This is a genomic window from Colwellia sp. (genome assembly GCF_013215345.1).
Classification (GTDB): Bacteria; Pseudomonadota; Gammaproteobacteria; order Enterobacterales; family Alteromonadaceae; genus Colwellia.
The window spans coordinates 1-1,771 of record NZ_JABSOV010000254.1; the positions used below are offsets into that span (position 1 = coordinate 1).

Consider the following 1,771-nt stretch of genomic DNA (forward strand, 5'->3'; position numbering starts at 1 on the left):
TAAGCAGCAAAAGATAATTAACACCCCTAAGATAGAGCGTAATAAACGATTACGTAATTCTAACAGGTGATCAAACACGCTGGCACTTGGTACTGAGGCTGTACTCATGGTTTGGGTTTATCACTTTCTGGGTTAGCTGCATTTACTGAAGGCTTAGCTGAACTGACTTTTTGCGCAAATGCGCTATCGGCAAGCTGACTTTTTGTATTCTGGTCCTGAGCCGTTTTAGCACTGACAGATGAAGCTAATGAAGAAGAGATCATCGAGTCTAAAGGTTGAGTATCCACTTTTTTGAATGGTTCAGTGACCGAGGCTGCCGCTTCTTGTAATGTCTTTAATGATTCGGCGACTTCTGGACTTAAATTTTGTAAATTGCTTTGCTCGGCTTTTTTCAAATTGGCATGCAACTCATGAATACGCAACTCTTCGGTTAGCTCAGTTTTAACGGTATCGCTAAACTTGCGCGCACCCGTTATCCAGCCACGCAGCGTACGTATTGCTACTGGTAAGCGCTCAGGACCCAAAATAACCAAGCCCATAATTGCAATAAGAATTAATTCCCAAAAACCTACATCAAACATAAATTAAGCCTGATCAGTTTCTTTAGTTTTGCTGCTAGCTTTACTACTTTCTTCTGCTGCACTACTAGAGTTATCAGCTAAAGTATCGGATGTTTTTTCTGCACTAGATTTTTCGACACTAGTACTTTGTTCTTTATCTTCACCTATAGCACTTTTGAAACCTTTTATCGCCGAGCCTAAATCACCACCTAGATTACGTAGCTTTTTAGTACCAAACAATAACACTACAATCACGGCAATAATAACTAGTTGCCAAATTCCGATTCCACCCATAATAAATTACTCCTGCTATTTAATGCTCACATGGCTAAGCAATACCCTAGCTCATGCTTTTTGTATAAACATTATATACCTAAATAATACCGGGAAACGAGTAAAAACAGTAAATGAATCGGTAAATGATGAGCTAAAACAACATTTTTTTTGTGGGTAAGTAGCTTTGCTTTATAAAACACATTAAAGGCTAGTCAAAATAAGTGATGGAGAAGGTAATGCCGCTAAAGACGATTTATTATAAGACAAAAAAAAGCGACAAATAAATTGTCGCCTTTTTCGTATACCTTTCTGCTTAATGACTTACTGTGTTATTTCACAGACTGGCTATTTAACAGATTAGTTATTTTGCTAATTATCTAATAAACGATACTAGAATTTAACATTAACATTTACGTAGAAATAACGGCCTAATACATCATAAGTATACGGGTCAGTATTTGAATCGTTGTTACCAGTGTAGTATGGAGGTTCGTTATCAAATAAGTTATTAACACCACCAGAAAGAGTAACTATTTCAGTCATCATGTATGCAGCATTAATATCATGATAAACCATTGATGGTGTTGTAGGTGCGTAACAACCACTTGGATCATCTAAGCATGAAAAACTGTCCATACCTGAAATATAACGAGCTTTATAAGATGCATTCCAGTCATCACCAAGTGCCATAATTGTTAAGTTAGATTTAACATCTGCATAACCGCCGCCACTCGCTGTAATATTACCAACGTAATCAATGATATTACCATCAGCATCAACAACTGAAGACTCAGTTAAGAAGGTAGTATCAAGTGAAGTTGACCAATCAAGTCCAGCTACTTCAAACTTATAATTTAAGCTTAAATCAACACCTCTTGTATCTTCTTGACCAATATTTTGTAATTGGTTATTAAATGTAATACGGCCTGTGCCGG

Annotated in this window: 3 protein-coding genes; all 3 read right to left on the minus strand. The window is 36.9% G+C overall.

The window, feature by feature from the left end; all coding sequences use genetic code 11:
• Positions 1 to 104 precede the first annotated feature (104 nt).
• Entirely contained in the window at positions 105 to 581 is a 477-nt protein-coding gene (gene tatB, locus HRT50_RS18775) for a Sec-independent protein translocase protein TatB (protein ID WP_291617371.1), read from the minus strand.
• Between the two features lie 3 nt (positions 582 to 584).
• Positions 585 to 854 carry a twin-arginine translocase TatA/TatE family subunit gene (tatA, locus tag HRT50_RS18780; protein ID WP_291617374.1) on the minus strand — a complete coding sequence of 90 codons (270 nt, stop codon included), beginning with the start codon at positions 852 to 854 and terminating at the stop codon, positions 585 to 587.
• Between the two features lie 372 nt (positions 855 to 1,226).
• Positions 1,227 to 1,771: TonB-dependent receptor (locus HRT50_RS18785; RefSeq protein WP_291617376.1), on the minus strand; the 545-nt coding region annotated here is incomplete at its 5' end.